General features: G+C 53.1%; 19 protein-coding genes. 9 read left to right on the top strand and 10 right to left on the bottom strand.

Going from position 1 to position 18,651, the window contains the following annotated elements:
- The first annotated feature begins 4 nt into the window (after positions 1-4).
- Positions 5-1,165, top strand: a complete 1,161-nt coding sequence (locus J0A68_RS04545) for a PQQ-dependent sugar dehydrogenase (RefSeq protein ID WP_206576994.1) — start codon at positions 5-7, stop codon at positions 1,163-1,165.
- Between the two features lie 327 nt (positions 1,166-1,492).
- Here J0A68_RS04545 and J0A68_RS04540 read toward each other — a convergent pair whose 3' ends face one another.
- The 3 genes from J0A68_RS04540 to J0A68_RS04530 form a co-directional block, all read right to left on the bottom strand.
- On the bottom strand, positions 1,493-2,551 hold the full coding sequence (locus J0A68_RS04540; protein WP_206576993.1) for an NAD(P)H-dependent glycerol-3-phosphate dehydrogenase: 1,059 nt from the start codon (positions 2,549-2,551) through the stop codon (positions 1,493-1,495).
- Positions 2,529-4,226 carry a 1-acyl-sn-glycerol-3-phosphate acyltransferase gene (locus tag J0A68_RS04535; protein ID WP_206576992.1) on the bottom strand — a complete coding sequence of 566 codons (1,698 nt, stop codon included), beginning with the start codon at positions 4,224-4,226 and terminating at the stop codon, positions 2,529-2,531. The genes J0A68_RS04540 and J0A68_RS04535 overlap by 23 nt, the downstream gene beginning before the upstream one ends.
- 81 nt (positions 4,227-4,307) lie before the next feature.
- Positions 4,308-4,787: a DUF4199 domain-containing protein gene (locus tag J0A68_RS04530; RefSeq protein ID WP_206576991.1), complete on the bottom strand. Its 480-nt coding sequence runs from the start codon at positions 4,785-4,787 to the stop codon at positions 4,308-4,310.
- Between the two features lie 159 nt (positions 4,788-4,946).
- Here J0A68_RS04530 and J0A68_RS04525 point away from each other — a divergent pair, with 159 nt between their 5' ends.
- The 5 genes from J0A68_RS04525 (at position 4,947) to J0A68_RS04505 (ending at position 8,701) form a co-directional block, all read left to right on the top strand.
- Positions 4,947-5,921 carry a polyprenyl synthetase family protein gene (locus J0A68_RS04525; RefSeq protein ID WP_206576990.1) on the top strand — a complete coding sequence of 325 codons (975 nt, stop codon included), beginning with the start codon at positions 4,947-4,949 and terminating at the stop codon, positions 5,919-5,921.
- Between the two features lie 79 nt (positions 5,922-6,000).
- Positions 6,001-6,933: an SGNH/GDSL hydrolase family protein gene (locus tag J0A68_RS04520; RefSeq protein WP_206576989.1), complete on the top strand. Its 933-nt coding sequence runs from the start codon at positions 6,001-6,003 to the stop codon at positions 6,931-6,933.
- 76 nt (positions 6,934-7,009) lie between these two features.
- Positions 7,010-7,261, top strand: coding sequence for a DUF6364 family protein (locus tag J0A68_RS04515; protein WP_206576988.1), 252 nt, complete (start codon positions 7,010-7,012; stop codon positions 7,259-7,261).
- Positions 7,258-7,662, top strand: a complete 405-nt coding sequence (locus J0A68_RS04510) for a type II toxin-antitoxin system VapC family toxin (RefSeq protein ID WP_236021336.1) — start codon at positions 7,258-7,260, stop codon at positions 7,660-7,662. The genes J0A68_RS04515 and J0A68_RS04510 overlap by 4 nt, the downstream gene beginning before the upstream one ends.
- A 124-nt stretch (positions 7,663-7,786) precedes the next feature.
- Positions 7,787-8,701: a Fic family protein gene (locus J0A68_RS04505; protein WP_317195088.1), complete on the top strand. Its 915-nt coding sequence runs from the start codon at positions 7,787-7,789 to the stop codon at positions 8,699-8,701.
- Positions 8,702-8,719: 18 nt separating this feature from the next.
- On the opposite strand, the gene thrC is transcribed toward J0A68_RS04505, so the two are convergent.
- From thrC to thrA, 3 genes are read right to left on the bottom strand one after another with little or no spacing between them, the layout of a single operon-like run.
- On the bottom strand, positions 8,720-10,021 hold the full coding sequence (gene thrC / locus J0A68_RS04500) for a threonine synthase (RefSeq protein ID WP_206576985.1): 1,302 nt from the start codon (positions 10,019-10,021) through the stop codon (positions 8,720-8,722).
- Positions 10,022-10,076: 55 nt separating this feature from the next.
- On the bottom strand, positions 10,077-11,012 hold the full coding sequence (locus J0A68_RS04495; RefSeq protein ID WP_206576984.1) for a homoserine kinase: 936 nt from the start codon (positions 11,010-11,012) through the stop codon (positions 10,077-10,079).
- Positions 11,012-13,462 carry a bifunctional aspartate kinase/homoserine dehydrogenase I gene (thrA, locus tag J0A68_RS04490; RefSeq protein WP_206576983.1) on the bottom strand — a complete coding sequence of 817 codons (2,451 nt, stop codon included), beginning with the start codon at positions 13,460-13,462 and terminating at the stop codon, positions 11,012-11,014. The genes J0A68_RS04495 and thrA overlap by 1 nt, the downstream gene beginning before the upstream one ends.
- A 410-nt stretch (positions 13,463-13,872) precedes the next feature.
- On the opposite strand from thrA, the gene J0A68_RS04485 reads away from it, so the two are divergent.
- Complete coding sequence (locus J0A68_RS04485) at positions 13,873-14,301, top strand: META domain-containing protein (protein ID WP_206576982.1); 429 nt, start codon at positions 13,873-13,875, stop codon at positions 14,299-14,301.
- A 2-nt stretch (positions 14,302-14,303) separates the two neighbouring features.
- On the opposite strand, the gene J0A68_RS04480 is transcribed toward J0A68_RS04485, so the two are convergent.
- From J0A68_RS04480 to J0A68_RS04470, 3 genes are read right to left on the bottom strand one after another with little or no spacing between them, the layout of a single operon-like run.
- Positions 14,304-14,759: a GreA/GreB family elongation factor gene (locus J0A68_RS04480; protein WP_206576981.1), complete on the bottom strand. Its 456-nt coding sequence runs from the start codon at positions 14,757-14,759 to the stop codon at positions 14,304-14,306.
- Between the two features lie 5 nt (positions 14,760-14,764).
- Positions 14,765-15,226, bottom strand: a complete 462-nt coding sequence (locus J0A68_RS04475) for a nuclear transport factor 2 family protein (RefSeq protein ID WP_206576980.1) — start codon at positions 15,224-15,226, stop codon at positions 14,765-14,767.
- 3 nt (positions 15,227-15,229) lie between these two features.
- Positions 15,230-15,907, bottom strand: coding sequence for an SDR family NAD(P)-dependent oxidoreductase (locus J0A68_RS04470; protein ID WP_206576979.1), 678 nt, complete (start codon positions 15,905-15,907; stop codon positions 15,230-15,232).
- A gap of 57 nt (positions 15,908-15,964) precedes the next feature.
- Here J0A68_RS04470 and J0A68_RS04465 point away from each other — a divergent pair, with 57 nt between their 5' ends.
- The gene (locus tag J0A68_RS04465; protein WP_206576978.1) at positions 15,965-16,867 is read left to right on the top strand and encodes a mechanosensitive ion channel family protein; all 903 of its coding nucleotides are present in this window, start codon (positions 15,965-15,967) and stop codon (positions 16,865-16,867) included.
- Positions 16,839-17,177, top strand: coding sequence for an MGMT family protein (locus J0A68_RS04460; RefSeq protein ID WP_206576977.1), 339 nt, complete (start codon positions 16,839-16,841; stop codon positions 17,175-17,177). Before J0A68_RS04465 ends, J0A68_RS04460 begins: the two co-directional genes overlap by 29 nt.
- Here J0A68_RS04460 and J0A68_RS04455 read toward each other — a convergent pair.
- Positions 17,174-18,619 (bottom strand): sodium:solute symporter, encoded by a 1,446-nt coding sequence (locus J0A68_RS04455; RefSeq protein WP_206576976.1) that lies wholly within the window; start codon positions 18,617-18,619, stop codon positions 17,174-17,176. The two genes, J0A68_RS04460 and J0A68_RS04455, sit on opposite strands and share 4 nt — an antisense overlap.
- Positions 18,620-18,651 lie beyond the last annotated feature (32 nt).

Raw genomic sequence — 18,651 nt, 5'->3', positions numbered from 1 at the left:
ACCCATGCGCTCAAACAAACATTATTTACCTCTAGCACTTTTGGCGGGAGCAGTCTCCCTGTGGGCTTCCTGCGAACCGAAAGAAGCAAGCACCGCGGCGGCAAGCGATGCCACCGTGATCGAAACCGAACGGATGAACATCCAAGTGGATACGCTGCACAGCGACTTTGAAAGTCCATGGGGTATGACCTGGCTGTCCGACGGCCGTATGCTGGTGACTGAGAGAAAAGGGGAAATCCTGATTTTCAAGGACGATCAGTTTACGGGGGAAAAAGTCCAAGGCTTGCCCGCGGTACATGCGGTAAACCAAGCTGGACTGCTCGATGTGGCAGCCCATCCCAAGCATGCCGAAAACGGCTGGATCTACATCGCCTACGCCAAGCACTTTGAGGACAGCACAGGCGCTACCACCATCATGCGGTTCAAGCTGGACGGCAATACGGCCGTGGAGCAGGAAGAGCTGATCACCGCCGGCCCATCCTGGAAAGGCGGTCGCCACTTCGGTAGCCGCATTGTATTTGACAACGAGGGCCACCTCTACTTCTCCAACGGAGACAAGGGGGACACGCCGATGAACGCCCAGACGCTGAGCAATGCCCATGGCAAAGTACACCGCATCAACGACGACGGCAGCATCCCAGCTGACAACCCATTTGTGGACTCCACCGATGCGGTGAAATCCATCTGGAGCTACGGCAACAGAAACCCGCAGGGCCTCTACTTTGACAAGGCAAACAACATCCTGTGGGAAACCGAGCACGGGCCGAAAGGCGGAGATGAGCTGAACATCATCGAAAAAGGCAAAAACTACGGCTGGCCGGTGATCACCTACGGGATCAACTACAACGGAACGATCTTGGCTGAATTCACCGAAAAAGCCGGCATGGAGCAACCTATCCACTACTGGGTGCCGTCCATCGCCACCTGCGGACTCACCGTGGTGACCTCTGACAAGTATCCAAACTGGAAAGGAAACATCCTCGTGGGAGCGCTGGCCAAGCAGCATATCGCCAGAGTGGTCTTGAAGGACAACAAGCTGTCCGCTGAGGAAAAGCTTCTGCCGGGCATCGGCCGCGTGCGTCAAGTCTCCGAAAGTCCCGACGGCTACCTCTACGCCATCACCGAGGGAACCGGACTTTTGGTCAAGATCCTACCTGCGAATTGATGGTCAACAGTCGACTGACCACAGTCGGCTCTTTTGCACCGCAAAGGGTTTACGCTAGCCAATTAAAAAATGAAAGCTCTCCGTTTTGGAGAGCTTTCATTTTTTAGTCAGAATAAAGTTGCCTTTTGTTCGCTCTTCGAAAGTGGAATGGCAGGGAAAGTCCCTCAAAATCTTTCTGCTGAGAGCCAAAAAACCCATCAGTCGGTCAGCCGGAGACAGCTGTAAAAATTCTTGCTCCCTGATTTTGTTACTTTCTTCCTTGGTCAAAAACCGAATTTCCATAGCTCCAATTTAACTTTTTCCCCCTAGAACGAAAAGCCCCCGCCCCTACACAAAATCCACATCCACGCTAAACGGATATTTCATCAAAAACTGCAGTGCATCGGAGATCGGCAGGTCCTCGAAGAGCACGCGGTGGAGATTTTCGGTGATCGGGGCGCGGATTCCCGCTGTCTTGATAAAGGCGTCCACAATCCTGACGGTATTGATCCCCTCCGCCACTTCGTCCATGGTCGCGAGGATCTCGTCCAGTCTTTCCCCTTTTGCCAGGCGAAAGCCGACGGTAAAATTTCGGGAATCCACCGAGTTGCAAGTAGTGACCAAGTCGCCGATACCTGCCAAGCCCATCACCGACTGCACACTCCCGCCCAAGGCCTTGGAAAGGTGGACCATCTCTACCATGCCCCTTGAGATCAGCAGTCCCTTTGCATTTTCACCCAAACCCAGCCCAGCCAAAGCTCCAGAGGCGATGGCGATGATATTTTTCAACACGCCGCTTAGCTCTACACCGATGATGTCCGAGTTGCCATAGACTTGGAATCGCTCGGACCTCAGGAGTTTTTGGCCCTCAAGGATCACCTCATTGTATTTACTGGCGATCACGGTCGCTGCGGGGTGGCCTGCAATGAGCTCCTTGGCGATATTGGGTCCGGCCAGGCAGCCCACGCGTACGGCGACGGTCTCTTGCAGGATCACCTCGCTCATGGTCAGAAGCTGGCTTCGTTTGATTTTTTGGACGGATTCGAGACTCTCGTCGCGACCCAGGTTGAGCGCCAGTCCTTTGGTACCATGGATGATCACATGATAGGGGTAGAGATGGGGGGCAAACCTTCTCACTACCTCTACAAAACCGGCGGATGAAATCATGAAAAACAGGATGTCGCATTGCTCACAGATCTCCGCGGGGTCCGTCGTTGCTCGGATCGCGGGGTTCAGGAGTCTTCCCGACACGGTGTGGGCGACATTGATCTCCTCCACCACATCCTCCTTTCGGGCGAAAACGACCACCTCGTTTTTCTCCGCCAGCATGTTGGCGATGGCCGTGCCAAAGCTCCCCACGCCGACTACGCCGACCTTTTTGGACTTAGAAGAGTTTTTCGAAGGCATATCCGTGCAGTCTGTTGTGATAAAAATAAAGCAAACTCATGTCCTCGGTAGTGATGTTTCCCGCCTTGTCCCGCACGATCGGACGCTTCGCATGGTACATGCCGACGTTGTCAATGCCATGGGTGATGATTTCGTCCATGCTTCGCTTGAGGTGTGGCGCGGCGTCGATTTTGCCTTGGGCCTTGAGCTCAAAGATTTTGTCCAAAACCATCTGACAGGCGTCCTTAAACTCCGAATAAGGAATCGAGATGTCCTCCTCCGGCAATCGGATCAGATCGAAAATATCCAGTTTGTTGTTCTTTTGCTTGATCAACTCAAAGGCCACAAACGCCACCAAATGGGAGCTAAACACGCGGTTGATCAGGTGAAACTCCTCCACGATGCGCTTGCCCAGCATATTGGTGTATTCCTCCTCCCGCTGCTGGTCGATGGTGACTTTTCCCTCAGAGATAAAGTAATCCCTTGTGTCGATCCTCCTGCCGCGCTTGTCCAGGCTGTCGCCATTTTCGTCCACATAGTTACCCAAGACATCCATCGCACGTCCCACCGACACGGAGATATCCGAGCCTTTGGTGAAAAACTTGAAGAGAAACTTGGAGATCTTGTAGGAGGTCGAAAACTCGTCGTTTTCCTTATAGTAGCGCTCCTGTCCGGTAGCGCTGAGGTACTCTTGGATCAGGCTGGGCGCCTCCAGTACAAAATGATAATTGATCGTCACCGGCACGATGAAAACCTTGCCGGAGATATCGTTGAGGCCATTTTGATAGTTGGCGCGCTGTGCCTCGATGGCCGTACTCAGCAGCCCAAGCTTCAGCCTAGACTCGATCATCCCGCTCCGGGAACGCGTACCGCCTGGGAAAAAGAGGCTATGGCAGCCAAACTGGATCGCTTCCTTGGAATAGGTCTTGAGCGTCTCCAGATACATCAGGTTTTTCTTCCGCCTATCCACCTTGTATGCGCCGAGCGCATTCATGAAGTAGGCGAAAATGGAGATGTTGAACAGGTTCAGCCCCGCCCCATAGATGAAGGGCGGCATGCCCAGCACCGAGATGATCCAGCCGATCAGCACCGAGTCCAGGTTGGAGAAGTGCGTCGGGACCATCACGATCGTGCCCTTGGTCGCCAGATCGCGGATCTGGTCCGTCTGCCCCGTGATCTGGATCTTGTCCTGCAGCGTGTACTGGGTGCTAAAGATGGACTTGATGCCCTTCACCCGGGCTGCATTCAGCAGGCGGGCGAAACCATAGGTCACCATGCTTCGGGTAAACTTGTAGTGCGAAGCCTTGAAGTTGGACGCAATCTCCTCGGCATAGCGCGAGGTGATCTGGTGGAGCAGCCCCTGGTAGGCCTGGAAGCGCTGTGCTTTGTCCAGCGCCATATCGGTGTTGATCTGGAGCAGGGAGTTTTTGACCTCGTTCCAAAAGGTATGCTCATCGTCCGGATCGACTGCCCAGGGGTTTTGCTTGACCCGGAGCTTCTCTCGGTAGAGCGTGGTCTCCAGTTCTTCCTTGAGGATGTCCGGATTTTTCCCGGTCAGACCGAGGATTCGGGCTTCGGCGAGCTCGGCCACCTTCTTCACAAATTCCCTGCGCTCCCTGGCCAATTTCACCACCGGCCATTCGTCCTTGCTGGGGATGATCGGATCGTAGCGGTGCTTGATATATTTCTCTTCCAAGGGGGAATGCTGGTTTTTAGAAAGGCCTCAAAGATAGAAAAAATGCCCTTCCCAACGGAAAACATTGGAAAGGCACCGGCATCAGGACTTTGAACGGACAAAAAACGCCACCACTGCAGAGGTCAACAGCCCCATCACCGCGGCAAAGATCGTGGACTGGATGATGTAGCTCTTTAGGTTGAAATATTCCTCCGCAGCCTGCTGCTCCATCTGCCCGCTGGAGACGGCATAGGCGATGACATTGCTGAAATAGTCAGGGGTGATGAAAGTGCTGGTGATGTATTGGCTCAGCGGAGAGAGTACGACGACGACCAGGGTGACCACGAGACCGGAAACGAAGCCCTGCTTGAAGTTCATTTGTCCCCGGTAGAAGTTGCGCTTCTTGTCCAGCAGCGCGAGCACATACAGCACGATGGCCACCGGGGCGAAGAGCATCGTGTAGGTCGCGTGCTTGTCGATATGCACATCATGCCAGCCCATGGCCTTTTCGAAGACCATCCAGATCAGCCCCACCAGGATAAAAAGGACTCCCCATTTGATTTCTATTTTGATGTTTTTCATGGCGCTGTGCTTGGTTTCGGGTGTGACTCGTCTGCGACATCTACAAAATACACAAAAAGCCAGAAAACGATCCTCCATTTGCCCGTATTGATTGGGCATCGGTCAGAGAATCATTTGCCCGTGAGCTAAAGGGTATTATTTTTACGCCAGCATTCTCTGATGAAACCAGACCTCAAACAAATACAAGTCCCCATCGAAGCCGAAATGGCCCAATTCGAGCATAAGTTCCGGGACTTTATGAAAAGCAAGGTCAAGCTCCTCGACCACATCACCAACTACATCGTCAAGCGCAAAGGCAAGCAGATGCGCCCGATGTTCGTCTTTTTGACCGCGGGGATCTTTGGGAAAATCAACGAGTCCACCCACCGGGGCGCCGCGCTCATTGAGCTTTTGCATACCGCCAGCCTGGTACACGACGACGTGGTGGACGACGCCAACTACCGCAGGGGATTTTTCTCCGTCAACGCGCTCTGGAAAAACAAGATCGCCGTACTCGTAGGCGACTACCTGCTTTCCCGTGGCCTGCTGCTGAGCGTGGAGTACGGGGACTTCCATCTCCTCCGCATCGTCTCCAATGCCGTCCGTGAGATGTCCGAAGGCGAACTGCTCCAGAGCTACAAAGCGCGCAAGCTGGACGTGGACGAGGAAGTGTACTACGAGATCATCCGCCAAAAGACCGCCAGCCTCATCGCCAGCTGCTGTGCGGTAGGCGCATCCAGCGTACAGGAAGACGCAGAAGTGATAGAGCGCATGCGTCTTTTTGGGGAAAAGGTCGGCTTGGCCTTCCAGATCAAGGACGACCTCTTTGACTACGGCGACGAGGAGATAGGCAAGCCGGTCGGCATCGATATCAAGGAGAAAAAAATGACCCTCCCGCTCATCTATGCCCTTCGCAACGCGGACTGGCTCACCAAGAAAAAGATCATCTACCTGATCCGCAACCGATCCGAGGACAAAAAAGCCGTCAATGAAGTGATCGCTTTTGTCAAAAAAAGCGGTGGTCTCGAGTATGCCAAGGAAAAGATGGATGGCTTTTACCAGGAAGCATTGGCCATCCTGGAGGAGTTTCCCGAATCGGTCTTCAGAAATTCGCTCAAGGACCTGGTCACGTACACGATTGACCGCAAAAAGTAGCAGCCGACCTCACTGAGGCTTGAGACTCTGCAAGAAGGATTAAATTCCTTACCTTTTGGCAGGCCTACTTTTCCCCCCAATGCAGATCTCCAAGATTTTCTGGACAGTCTTGTTCGCTGTCGGAATCCAACTTTGGGCTTTCCCCCAAGAATATCCCCTTCCCAAAGACAGCCAGCGCATCGTCTTTCTGGGCAACAGCATCACCTACCAAGGCACTTTTATCAGCTACATCGACACCTATCTCACGCTGCGCTATCCGGAAAAAGCCTACGAAATCATCAACCTCGGACTGCCCAGCGAGACGGTTTCGGGGCTTTCGGAGCCCAACCACGCCGATGGTAAATTTCCCCGTCCTGACCTCAGGGAGCGAATGGAGCGCGTGTTGGCACACACCCAGCCCGATCTGGTGATCGCCAACTACGGCATGAACGACGGGATCTACCTCCCACTGGATGACGATCGTTTCGACAAATTCAAGGAGGGCATGGACTGGATGCACCGAGCCGTAGAAAACTCCGGTGCCGATATCATACACGTCACGCCCCCGGTCTATGACGAGCGCAAAGGTGTGGCCTATGCCAATGTCCTGGACATCTATTCGGATTGGCTGGTCAGTCAGCGCTATACGAAAGAATGGAAAGTAATCGACCTCCACTGGCCGATGCGAAAGGCGCTGGAAGACCAAAGGGCGAAAGATCCCGACTTCGCCTTTGCGCAAGACGGCGTCCATCCCAATGAAGCGGGACATTTTCTCATGGCGAAAGAGGTCTTGTTGGGATTGGGAGAAAACGTTGAGAACGCAAACACCATCGAAGAACTGTTGACTGATTTTCCCGAGGGAGTGAAAGTACTTCAGCTCGTCCAGCAGCGACAAGTGATTCTAAGAGACGCATGGCTCAGGCAAACCGGGCATCAGAGACCGGGACTGGCCGAGGGAATGCCTATGGAAAAGGCTACTCAGGCCCTTGTGAAGATTGATGCTGAGATTGAAAAGTTGTTGGTCCTGAAGTGATTTCACAAAAAAAACCAACACACACGTACTCAAAATAAAATCACACGTATATTAATGGAACTAGCCCTTACTCCCAATGAAAACAAAACTGACCCTTACCATTGATCGAACCACCATCGAAAAAGCCAAGGCAATAGCGAGACAAAAGGGCAGCAGTCTCTCCGAATTGATCGAGAACCATCTCAACGAGCAAATCAAATCCGCAACCAACGAAGAATTGAACGTACCGGAGGAGTTTCGGGATCTCTTCGGTTCGGTCAATTTTCCAGCCGATCTAAATGAGAAAGAAGAAATTCGAAACATACTTTCCGAAAAATTCAGCAGATGATCTCCTATTTTTTAGACACAAACATCCTCATCGATTTCTTGGGAAACCGGGCGCCTTTTGGGGCATTTGCGCTGCGGATTTTCGAAAAGGGATTAAAAAAGGAATGGACGCCATGGATCTCAGACAACTCCATCTTGACCACCTACTATATTATCGGCAAAGAAATCGGAGAGGAAAATGCCCGAAAGAAAATCGCAAAACTCGTCGATTACCTCGAAATACAAGCCGTCCAAAAATCCGATATTCAAGCGGCGTTGGTCTCGCAATTCAAAGATCTGGAAGATGGTGTCCAGCATTTTTGCGCATCGAACATCACTGGTCTAGCAGGAATTGTCACTCGAAACAAGAAGGACTTTCTACCTAGCCAAATTCCCATTTTCGAACCTTGGGACTTGGCGTGAGTTGCCCCCTTTTAGAATGCGAACTCGGATTATCCGCGGCATTAATTTTTCTTACATTTGATAGTATCAAATGATACTATCAATGAAGCCTCCCTATGATATCACATCGTTGATTTTGGAACTCGTGAGTTCGATTTCTGAAAAAATCGGAGAGGTAAACGCCCTCTTTCTTGGCAAACAATCTCCTCAGCTGCGGAAGCAAAACAAAATCAAAACCATACACTCATCCCTACAAATAGAAGGAAATACGCTGAGCGAAGAGCAAATTACCGCCTTGGTTGAAAACAAACGGGTCATTGGCCCACAAAAAGACATCACAGAAGTACTCAATGCGGTAGCCGTCTATGACAGCATCGCATCGCTAAAACCTTCGTCTGAGAAATCCTTTCTTGCTGCCCACGCCATGCTCATGAAAGGCCTCGTTGACCAGCCTGGAAAGTATAGAACCCGAGGCGTTGGAATTGTCAAAGGATCACAGGTAGCCCATCTCGCACCTCCCGCGGAAAATGTCCCCGGCCTGATGAAAGATCTCTTCCTCTACCTGAAAAACGGCAAAGAGCTGAGTTTGATCAAAAGCTGTGTTTTTCACTACGAAATGGAATTTATCCACCCATTTCTCGATGGCAACGGCCGGATGGGCCGCCTCTGGCAAACGGTGATTTTGAAAGAGCAATATCCAGTCTTCGAATCCTTGCCCTTTGAGACCCTCATCAGCCAAACCCAAACCGAATATTATGCGGCGCTGGCGGAAAGTGACAGTCTTGGAAAATCCACGGTTTTCATCGAATACATGCTCCAAATCATCGATCAGTCTTTGGGGACTTTGCTGAACGTGAATAACCGAACGCTAAATTCCCACGAAAGGATAGCTTATTTCATTTCACTCGGACACAGAGGGTTTACCAGAAAAGATTACATGAGCGTTTTCAAAAATATTTCCACCGCCACGGCCAGTCGGGATCTGAAAAAAGCCGCGGAAAATGGAATTCTAAAAACTGAGGGTGAGGGAAATCAGATGAGGTACCACATAAGACACTGAAACAGCATCAGTCCGCAATCACGAGTCCAATCCCTCCAAAAACCCCTTAAACTCTTCAAAGCTTTTTCCCATCGGGATCACGTTTTTTTCACCTTCCAAAAAGGCCGCCAAGCGCTCAGGCAACACCAATTCCTCGTCCAGCGCGTCTTCTACCACGTCGCGGAACTTGCCCGGATGGGCGGTCTCCAAAAAGACACCCACATAGCCCGGGTTCTCTGACATGAAATCCTTCAATCCCAGGTAGCCCACCGCCCCGTGTGGATCCAGGGTGTAGCCTTTCGGCTTCACCGCTTGGATGGCTTGAACCGTCTCCTCATCGGAATAAAAATAGCCTCTCACTTTTTCCCGAAACAAGCTCTCGTCATTGCCATAAAGCGAAAGCAATCGTGGGAAATTGCTTGGATTGCCGACATCCATGCTGTTGGAAACGGTCTGTATGGAAGGCTTTGCCGCAAAAGCATCCCCTCTCAAATAGTCCGGCACCACCTTGTTGACATTGGTTGCGGCCACGAAGTGATCAATGGGCAGCCCCATTCTTTGGGCCAAAATCCCAGCGCCGATATTCCCAAAATTCCCACTTGGAACGGCAAAAACGACTTTCTTGCCGGTCTTCGGCAGCCTGGAAAAGGCATAGAAATAATACAGACACTGGGGAATCCAGCGGGCAATATTGATGGAGTTGGCGGAGGTGAGGAGTAGTTTTTCATTCAGCTCTGGGTCGAGAAACGCCTGCTTCACCAGCGTCTGGCAATCGTCAAAAACCCCATCCACTTCCAAAGCGGTAATGTTTTGGCCCAGCGTCGTGAATTGTTTTTCCTGCAAGAGGCTGACCTTTCCCTTCGGGAAAAGAATAATCACCTCCACGCCGTCCACACCCAAGAACCCGTTGGCGACGGCGCTCCCGGTGTCTCCAGAGGTCGCCACCAGCACACGCACGGTCTTTTCGTCTTTCACCTGCAGCATGCTCATCAGCTTGGAGCAAAACCTCGCCCCAAAGTCCTTGAAGGCTAAGGTCGGCCCGTGGAAAAGCTCCAAACTATAGATATCCTCTTCCACCTGCACGATCGGCGCATCGAAGGTCAGCGTATGATCGACCAATTCCTTGATTTGGCTTTTGCTGAGATCCTCGGAAAACAAGGCCCCGATCACGGCGTAACCGATCTCTTGGAAGCCTTTTTCCGAAAAACTCTCGATCAGCTCCTTCGGCAAAACCGGAATCCGCTCCGGCATATACAGCCCGTTGTCGGGTGCAAGTCCCTTGATGACGGCTTGGGAAAGGGAAACTTTGTGTTCAGGATTGTTTGTACTGAAGTACTGCATAGGACTTTATCAAGCTATGGCCATTGGCCGTCGACTGTGGACTGTCGACTATCGACTATTTTTCTTCTATCACATAAGCCCCGCGGGTGTTGACCGCGGAGTGGTACGCATCTACTCCCAAGCCTATCGCTTCGTACACCTGCTCGGCGGCCTGGATGATGGCGGGGGATTTTTCTTCTCCCTTCGAAAGGGCAAACATGGTCGGGCCCGAACCTGAAATCCCCATTCCCAAGGCCCCGGCGGATTTGAGGGCTTCCTTGGTTTCGTAAAAACCAGGAATCAGCGTCGCGCGATATGGCTCCGCGATCACGTCCCGCAGGGATCTGCCGATCAGCTCAAAGTCCTCCTGGAACAGGCCCGCGATCAGTCCGGCGACATTGCCCGACTGGATGGTCGAGTGCTTCAAGGAGACATTGTCCCGCAGGACTGAGCGGGAATCGGAGGTTTTCAGCTCAAAATGCGGGTGCAAGAGCGTGCAGTGCAATCCTTCCGGTACGTGCAATTTGATCACGTCCAAGGGATGGTAGTCGCGGATCAGGACGAATCCGCCCAGCAAACTGGGAGCGACATTGTCGGCATGACCCGCACCGCAGGCAACCTTTTCGGCAGCCATGGCAAAGGGCAAAAGCGCTTTCTTCTCAAAAGGCTCCCCCAGCAGTCGGTTGGCGGCGACGAGCGCAGCCACCGCGCTGGCGGCACTGGATCCCATACCGGATCCCAGCGGCAAGCCTTTCTTCAAATAGATCTCCATCCCCACGTCTTGTCCCAATTCATCCAACATGGCTTGAATGGCGACGGCGCAGGTATTCTTTTCCACCTCATAAGGAAGCCGGCCCTGATCGCCCTTGATGGACACGACCACGAGCCCAGGCTCGTCCTTGAGCCGCACCTCCACCTCGTCGCCCATCGCGTCGATGGCAAATCCCAGGATATCAAACCCGCAGGACACATTGGCGACGGTGGCCGGTGCAAATGCCTTGACAGACCGCATCACTCCCGAGTATAGTTACCGATTCGGATCACGTCAGCAAATACGCCCGCAGCGGTCACATCCGCTCCGGCTCCCGGCCCACGGATGATCATCGGACGGTCGTGGTAGCGGTCGGTGGTCAACAGGATCATGTTGTCAGAACCCTTCAGGCTGGAGAAGGGATGCGATTCCGGTAGAGATTTCAGCCCTACTTTGGCTTTGCCGTCTTCCAGCGTCGCCATGAATCGGAGCTTTTCGCCTTTGGCGGCAGCCTCAGTCAGAAGCTTCGCAAACTCTGCATCGTGGCCTTTCAGTTTTTCAAAAAAAGCAGGCACAGTCGCCGCATCTTGGCAGTCGGCAGGCACCATGCTCTGGATGGTGATGTCGTCAAACTCCAAGACCTGCTCGGCCTCTCTGCCCAAAATCAAAATCTTGCGCGCCACGTCCATTCCGGAGAGGTCGTCCCGTGGATCCGGCTCGGTGTAGCCCTTGTCCTTGGCGACTTTCACCACTTCGGAGAATGGAGCCCCATTTTCCAGCTCGGAGAAGATAAAGTTCATCGAGCCGCTCAGTACGGCCTCGATGCGGATGACCTTGTCACCGGAGAGCATCAAGTCCTGCAGCGTATTGATCACCGGAAGGCCGGCGGCCACGTTGGTTTCGTAGAGGAACTTGACACCGCGACGCTTGGCGATACGCTTCAGCGCGCGATACTGGTCCATGGAGCCGGAGTTGGCCTTCTTGTTAGGCGTCACGATGGCGACCTTGGCTTCCAGCACGCGGGAGTAGGCATCCGAAACCTCCTGGCTTGCGGTGCAGTCCACAAAGACCGAGTTGGAGAAGTTCATTTCCTCCATCTTCTGGATGAATTTCCCCAAATCCATGGGCTCGTCCTTGTCGCTCAGCTCGTAGGCAGGCTTCAGCCCAAATCCATCCTCGTGGAACGCCATGTAGCGACTGTTGGCCAAGCCGTGGATCTGCACATCCAGCTCGTTGTCTTTCAGGAGCTTGTTTTGCTGGGAAGCGATCATCTTCATCAGCGCCTGCCCGATCAGGCCGGTGCCTACTAGGAAGACGTGCAGCACTTTGTTTTCCGAGAGGAAAAAAGCCTCGTGCAGGGCGTTGAGGGCCTTTTGCAAATCGGGCTGGGGAATCACCGCCGAGATGTTCAGCTCGGAGCTGCCCTGGGCAATGGCCGCCACGTTGACGTTGTTTCGACCCAAAGCGCGGAACATGCGTCCGGAAGCGCCCGGGTTTTGTTTCATGTTTTCGCCCACCACCGCGATGGTCGCGAGTCCGTGGAGCAGGGACACTTCGTCCATTTCCCCGGATTTGATCTCGTAGAAAAACTCCTTTTCGATGGATTCCTTAGCGAGGAAAGCTTCGTGGGTCTTGATCGCGAGGCAGATGCTGTGTTCGGAAGAAGCCTGGGAAATCAGGACGATATTGACCTTGGCCTCTGCCAAAGCCCGAAACACACGGCTCACCGTCGCGCCGCCTTCGATGAGGCCAGCGCCCTGCACGGTGACGATGGAGATGTTGGACATGGAGCTGATCCCTTTGATCAGCGCACCATGGCTTACTTCCCCGTTGATGAGCGTGCCGGGATTTTCGGGCTCGAAGGTATTTTTGATATAGATCGGGATGCTCTTCTTCATCGCCGGCTGCATGGTCGCCGGGAAGATCACTTTGGCACCAAAGTGCGAGAGCTCCATGGCCTCGTTGTAGCTCAGCTGGGGGATGGTGAACGCGGTGTACACCAGCTTGGGATCGGAGGTGAGCACGCCGGATACGTCGGTCCAGATCTCCAGGTCCTGCGCCTCAAGGGCTCCGGCAAAGATCGCCGCGGTATAGTCCGAGCCGGAGCGTCCCAGCGTGGTGGTTTCCCCCTTGGAAGTGGACGCAATGAATCCGGTGATGACTTTGACGCCATCGTTTTTCAAAAAGTAGTCCTTGATCAGCGCATTGGTCACTTCATAGTCCACGCGGGCCTGTCCAAAGCGGTCGTTGGTGCGGATCACGTCCCGCGCATCGACAAACTGCGTCTTGATGCCCTTGCCTGCCATGGCCTCGGCCAGGATGAAAGCAGAAAGGCGCTCGCCAAAGCTAGCCACGTAGTCGAGGGTACGGGCGGAGTTTTCCTTGATGAGAAAAATCCCGTGAAAAAGGTCTTCCAGCTCCTTGAACCGCACCTTGACATAAGTCATGACGGTGGACTGGTTTTGCACCGCGATGAGCTGGCGGACGATGTCGAGGTGCTTTTCTTCCAAAGTCTGGAGCAGATCCCTGTAGGCTTGATCCCCTTCCCGCGCCAGCCGCGCGATGGTCAGGAGGCTTTCCGTGACTCCCCCAAACGCGGAAAAAACGATGGCGATTTCGTGTTGCTTGAGCTTGTCTTGCAGGATCGCAAAAACCTTTCGGATGTTTTCGGGGTTCGCTACGGATGAACCTCCAAACTTGATGATTTTCATAAAACAGGGAATGTATTATTTGGAACTTAGAATGGGCCGTTTGCTGGCCAATGGGGGCGGGTACTCAGGATCATAACGGGTCACCCCGTGATCATGGTGGTCATACCGGTGGTCGTGGTACAAAAAAAAGCAGCGGCTTTCCCCGTTGGGGAAAGTAGGTTTTCGGACAAAAATGAATCGGCTGCAAGTACCATGGGCGGATAGTTGACCTGACAAGGTTACAGCGAAAAAACGGTTTGACCAAACAAAACCACAGACTTTGTGGATTTTTATAAAATTAATTCAGCGTTGACCGCGAAAATTTAACCTTTTGGCAATGCATTCCCTCCAGAAGTGATTTTTTGGCAAAATGGCCTCCCGGCGCATTTCTCCGCAATTGGCTAACTTAAGACTATCCAAACTTCCAAGAAATGAAGACTCTCCAAGGCATCACGATGGGGCTCCTGATCCTGCTGGCCAGCAGCTGCGGAGGCACCAAGGGAATCAATCCTCTCGGCGCGCTCACCGGCAAGGGCTGGGTGCTTTCCTCGCTCGCAGGCTCGGCACCTGACCTGGCCAATTATCCGGCTGGAGTGCCGACGCTCCACTTTCTGGAAGGCGGTCGTCTGGCGGGATTTGCCGGCTGCAACAACTTTTCGGGGGAGTTTGCCCTGGAGGGCGGGCCTGGGGCGATCAGGCTGGAGCCCGGAGCCATGACCCGCAAGGCCTGCCCAGGATCGGGAGAGGATGAATTCCTCGACGCCTTCAAAAAGGCAAAAAACTTCAAAGTACAAAAAGAAAAGCTCACCCTGATGGACGGTACCACCGAACTGATGAGCTTTTCTCCTGCCAATGAATAAGGTCAAACCAACTCCTCAATCACTTGCGTTTTCCCGCGGAAATTGACCTGTTCGTTCTTTTTCTTTCCCATCAGCAGCTCGCCAAGCGGGGAATTGCGGCTCATGAGAAACACCTTGGCGTCCTCTACCTTGACCAGTCCTATGCTGACGGCGATGAGAAACCAGTCCGCCCCCAGCTTGACCAATGCCCCTTCCTGCACGGTAGAAGGCGTATCCTTGATCGTATGGAGACGATAGAGCTCTTCCAAGTCGGCCTTGCCCTGCTTGATCTGGCCCTCGATCGTATTGAGGTCCTGGGTCATCGTCTCCCGGCCGGTCTCGTATTTGTCCCCGGCACTGCTCTTTTCGTCTTCCAGGATACTCTCGATGATGTTTTTTCGCTCGGTGGCGAGAAGGGCTTCTTTTTCCTTCAGTTGGCTGATTGCGGTCTGATAGACTTTCGCTTTGAATTCATTCATAAATTTTACTCTTCACAAGGTTCTTTTCTTCTCGTATCGATGATGTAGACGATCTTCCAGCCATCGGCCATCTTCACCAGCTGGAAGGAATTCACCCCACAATGGCTGAAGTTTCCGTTGAGGTAGAAGCGGTAGGGAGTCCAAGCGGAAGCCATCGCCCCGTCCACTTTGATCTGATAGTCGAGGATACGTTCATCGAGTTGAGTTTCGGCAGGCGTCGCCCCGATCCTTTTGGCAAAGTCGGTCGCGGAATTGCTTGCCACGGTGTTGCCTTCCGGCTTGGCGGCGATGGTCTGCATGATCGCCTCGGGGGAAAAAGCTGCCGCTACCTGTTCGGCGTTTTTGGTCCGCATGCCGTCAAAAAGGCTCTTGATCACGGCTTCCACCTGCTCCTCCTCGGTCTGGGAAAAGGCGGAAAAAGCGAGAAAAAAGACAAAGAGGAGCGACAAAAAGATGTTCTTTTTCATGGCTTAAGCACCTCCGTAAAGTTTAAAGGTCATGTTTCGCAAAGAGGGGGTATTCACCGCAAAATGCATGGCATCGGCGATCTCGGCTGGGCTGACCCATTTGGAGAAATCAGCTTCGGGCATATTCTCCCGGTTGGCTGCGGTATCGATGATGCTCGGCACGAAAACGTGGGTGCGGATGTCGGTGCCTTTGCACTCCTCGGCGAGGATTTCTGACAGAGAAATCACCAGGTTTTTGCTCAGCGCATAGGCCACCGCTCCCTTGGCATCCTCCAGCTGCAATGCCGGGCGGGCGCCTACGAAAAGAAAGGTGCCCTTTTGCTGTTTTTTCACCAAAGGCAAAAAGCCCTGCGCCATCTGAAAGGCGCTGAAAAAATTCAGTTGGAACATCTTGGAGAGGTCTGCCTGCCGGGTCTCCTCGAGGCTTCCCATGGCAAACCCGCCGACCAACATGGCGATCGCGTCCAGCTCGCCGTATTGGATCTGGTATTCTTTGACAAATTCGGCCACGGAGGCCTCGTCGGTGACGTCCACTTCGTAGTTGTCGTCGGCGTCCTCCACAGCTTCGTCGGCATTGGGCCGAATCAGCGCGATGACATGATATCCCTCTCGCTTAAACTTCTCGACAACGGCCTGCCCCAGGGCTCCAGCCGCGCCAGTCACGATAATATTTCTGCTCATCTGTCCGTCTATTGAGTCCTATATTTGCTAAAATTAGCCTTTATTTTTCGATTGAACATGAATCACCTCAAAAGCAGCATACGCACCAAGGAAAACGCCAGAAGAAGAAACTTTGCCCTCAAGCTCGTCATTCTGGTCATATTGGAAGTTTTCTATGCGGGCGACACGTTTTTGAGACCCTTTCTGGAAAGATACGAGATGCTCGGGCATGTGATCCGGGCGGTGATCTTTCTGCTGAGTGCCAATCTCATCATCTCGCTGGGCCGGATCATCACCCTGAGGATCTACCTCCAACAGCGCGAGGACGCTAAGGTCCAGCCCAATTTCATGATCGGCATAGACCGGATCGCCACCCTGCTCAACGTGATCGCTGTCCTGATCTCCCTGATGCTCGCCTTTGGGATACGTCCGCTGGAGTTTCTCACCAGCATCACCATCGTGGCCGCCGCGATCGCACTGCTGACCAAGGAATACATCACCAACATCGTCAATGGCCTGATCATGATGTTTTCGGATCAGTTGGAGATCGGCGACAAGATCCAGATCGGCAAGCATACCGGATTCATCCGCGACATCACCCTGATCAACCTGGTGCTGAAAAACGACTCGGGCGAGATCATCCTCATCCCCAACTCCATGGCCTTGACCTCCGATGTGGTGAACTTTTCCAAAAACAACACCCACCAGGTGATCTTTGACGTGGAGATGTCGGCTACCAACGAAATCCACCTGGTACCGCTGGAAGAGAAGCTTGTCGACTTGCTGCAAAAGTCAAAGGAAACCGTTTTCCCGGAGGCCGCGCAGCTGAATGTGCTGGAGAGAAAAGCCGACACCGTGCTGGTGCGGTTTCAGTTCCCCATCAAGACAGGAGAAAAAGCCACGGAAATCTCCATCAAAAAAGAAATCAACCAAGCCCTGATCGACTGGAGCCATGAGCAGCGAAAAGCCCAACTACTTTGACCTGGTCTACCAGGTCGTCCGCGAAATCCCCCCGGGAAGAGTCACCAGCTACGGCACCATCGCCCACTACCTAGGGCTGAAAAGCGGCGCCCGCATGGTCGGCTATGCGATGAACGCCGCCCACACCCTACCCGACGTACCCGCCCAGCGCGTGGTCAACCGACAGGGACTGCTGACGGGAAAGGCGCATTTTGAGACACCCACCAAAATGCAGGAGCTCCTGGAGGCCGAGGGTGTGGTCGTGGAAAACGACAAGGTGAGGGACTTCGAAAAGGTGTTTTGGGATCCGGAGAAGGAGCTGGGGATCTAGTCCTTTCTGCGGAGAAGAAAAAGCCCAAGAAACATCAGCGCTCCATTGAGGATCAAAGCCTCAAAGCCAAACTTGTAGCCCCAAAACAGCTTTTCGGAATTGGACGCGATCAAAAAGGTCAGTAAGGGACTCAGCACCGCCAGATAGGGCACCATGCGATCCTTCACTTGATATTTTGTAAAAAGCCCGAAAGAATAAAGGCCAAGCAACGGCCCGTAGGTGTATCCTGCGATGATGAATACCGAATTGATCACACTCTGGTCATTGAGCCAGTAAAAGGCCAGGATCAGAAAGTAAAAGAGGCCCGTGAAGAGCAGATGGACCTTTTTGCGTACAGCCACACGCTTTTCAGGTGCATATTTTTTCTCGATTTGGAGAAAATCGATGCAAAAGGAAGTCGTAAGCGCTGTCAGGGTGGAGTCGGCGCTGGAATAAGCCGCGGCCGTGATCCCCAACACAAACACGATCCCCGCGAATGCGGAAAAATGCTCCGTCGCCAGCATGGGGAAGAGTTGGTCGGACTTGCCGGGAAGCGCGATTCCTCGGCTCTCCGCATAGAGGTAGAGCATGACCCCGAGGGACAGGAAAAGCAGATTGACGATCACCAGGATAGTGGTAAACCAAAACATGTTTTTCTGCGCCTCGCCCAGGCTTTTGCAGGTAAGGTTTTTCTGCATCATGTCCTGGTCCAAACCCGTCATGACGATGGTGATGAAGGCTCCGGAGACAAACTGCTTGAAGAAGTTGGTACCGGCTTTCCAGTCCCAGTTGAAGATCTCCGAGCGGCTGTCGGATGCGACTGAGGAGACATAATCGCCGAGGCTTTTCAGGCCCAGCTCATCCCCGATGGAGACGATCGTGATCACCACGGCCAGGAGCATAAACGCCGTCTGCAGCGTATCCGTCCACACGACGGTTTTGATCCCGCCCCGGAAGGTATAGAGCCAAATCAAGCCCACGGTGATCAAGACCGACACCCAAAAAGGGATGCCCAAGGAATCAAACAGGATCAACTGCAGCACGCTCGCGACCAGATAGAGCCGAAGCGAGGAGCCCAGCGCGCGGGAAAGCAGGAAGAAAAACGAGCCCGTCTTGTAAGACCAAAAGCCAAAACGATCCTCCAGGTAGGAATAGATCGAGATCAGATTGAGGCGATAGTAGAGCGGCAGGAGGACTTTGGCAATGGTAAAATAGCCCACCGTATAGCCCAGCACCACTTGGAAGTAATAGAAATTGGAATTGCCCACCTCTCCCGGCACGGAGATGAAAGTCACGCCCGAGAGGGAAGCCCCAATCATCCCAAAGGCAACCAAAAACCAAGGCGACTGCCTGTCGCCGGTGAAAAACGTGTCGGCGGTCACCTGCCGGGAAGTGAACCAAGAAATCAAAAAAAGCAGGAGAAAATAGGCCGAAATGACCGACAAGACTATTTGGGGATCCATAAAGAGGGCTGAGTGGGTCGCTAAGTTGTCTA

Origin of the sequence: Algoriphagus oliviformis (assembly GCF_017254915.1) — a bacterium.
GTDB classification, from domain to species: Bacteria; Bacteroidota; Bacteroidia; order Cytophagales; family Cyclobacteriaceae; genus Algoriphagus; species Algoriphagus oliviformis.
Note: the sequence above shows the minus strand (reverse complement) of the source record. Positions and strands in the feature narration are given on the sequence as shown.

Coding starts and splice junctions, on each gene's coding strand:
- J0A68_RS04545 (WP_206576994.1), top strand. CDS start 5: ATGCGCTCAAACAAACATTATTTACCTCTAGCACTTTTGGCGGGAGCA.
- J0A68_RS04540 (WP_206576993.1), bottom strand. CDS start 2,551: ATGCCTTCGAAAAACTCTTCTAAGTCCAAAAAGGTCGGCGTAGTCGGC.
- J0A68_RS04530 (WP_206576991.1), bottom strand. CDS start 4,787: ATGAAAAACATCAAAATAGAAATCAAATGGGGAGTCCTTTTTATCCTG.
- J0A68_RS04525 (WP_206576990.1), top strand. CDS start 4,947: ATGAAACCAGACCTCAAACAAATACAAGTCCCCATCGAAGCCGAAATG.
- J0A68_RS04520 (WP_206576989.1), top strand. CDS start 6,001: ATGCAGATCTCCAAGATTTTCTGGACAGTCTTGTTCGCTGTCGGAATC.
- J0A68_RS04515 (WP_206576988.1), top strand. CDS start 7,010: ATGAAAACAAAACTGACCCTTACCATTGATCGAACCACCATCGAAAAA.
- J0A68_RS04510 (WP_236021336.1), top strand. CDS start 7,258: ATGATCTCCTATTTTTTAGACACAAACATCCTCATCGATTTCTTGGGA.
- thrC (WP_206576985.1), bottom strand. CDS start 10,021: ATGCAGTACTTCAGTACAAACAATCCTGAACACAAAGTTTCCCTTTCC.
- J0A68_RS04495 (WP_206576984.1), bottom strand. CDS start 11,012: ATGCGGTCTGTCAAGGCATTTGCACCGGCCACCGTCGCCAATGTGTCC.
- thrA (WP_206576983.1), bottom strand. CDS start 13,462: ATGAAAATCATCAAGTTTGGAGGTTCATCCGTAGCGAACCCCGAAAAC.
- J0A68_RS04485 (WP_206576982.1), top strand. CDS start 13,873: ATGAAGACTCTCCAAGGCATCACGATGGGGCTCCTGATCCTGCTGGCC.
- J0A68_RS04480 (WP_206576981.1), bottom strand. CDS start 14,759: ATGAATGAATTCAAAGCGAAAGTCTATCAGACCGCAATCAGCCAACTG.
- J0A68_RS04475 (WP_206576980.1), bottom strand. CDS start 15,226: ATGAAAAAGAACATCTTTTTGTCGCTCCTCTTTGTCTTTTTTCTCGCT.
- J0A68_RS04470 (WP_206576979.1), bottom strand. CDS start 15,907: ATGAGCAGAAATATTATCGTGACTGGCGCGGCTGGAGCCCTGGGGCAG.
- J0A68_RS04465 (WP_206576978.1), top strand. CDS start 15,965: ATGAATCACCTCAAAAGCAGCATACGCACCAAGGAAAACGCCAGAAGA.
- J0A68_RS04460 (WP_206576977.1), top strand. CDS start 16,839: ATGAGCAGCGAAAAGCCCAACTACTTTGACCTGGTCTACCAGGTCGTC.
- J0A68_RS04455 (WP_206576976.1), bottom strand. CDS start 18,619: ATGGATCCCCAAATAGTCTTGTCGGTCATTTCGGCCTATTTTCTCCTG.